Below are 245 nucleotides of genomic sequence, written 5' to 3' on the forward strand. Positions count from 1 at the left end.
CACGTCACTGACCAGCGATGACAGGCAACTGGTGCGCGCTTGCTCGAACAGCGGCAGGGCTTTGTCGGTATAGAAATCACGCGGGTTGATGCTCGGGTCGTACTGCTGCGCGGCAAGCAGGGTGTAGAAGCCGTACGCCAGCGCCGGGTCGACCTTGTTCGGGTCCTGTTCGCCGACGTTTTTCTGGCCCACGGTGTAGATCACGCCGGTGCCGATGCTGCCCTTGACCCCCAGTTTCGGCGCGT

1 pseudogene is annotated in these 245 nt (G+C 62.9%); it reads right to left on the reverse strand.

Annotated features, from left to right (window positions below):
* Positions 1-245: pseudogene (locus SB725_RS33220) on the reverse strand (alpha/beta hydrolase); the annotation flags it as partial.

The organism is Pseudomonas sp. SIMBA_041 (genome assembly GCF_046535095.1).
GTDB classification, from domain to species: domain Bacteria; phylum Pseudomonadota; class Gammaproteobacteria; order Pseudomonadales; family Pseudomonadaceae; genus Aquipseudomonas; species Aquipseudomonas mucoides.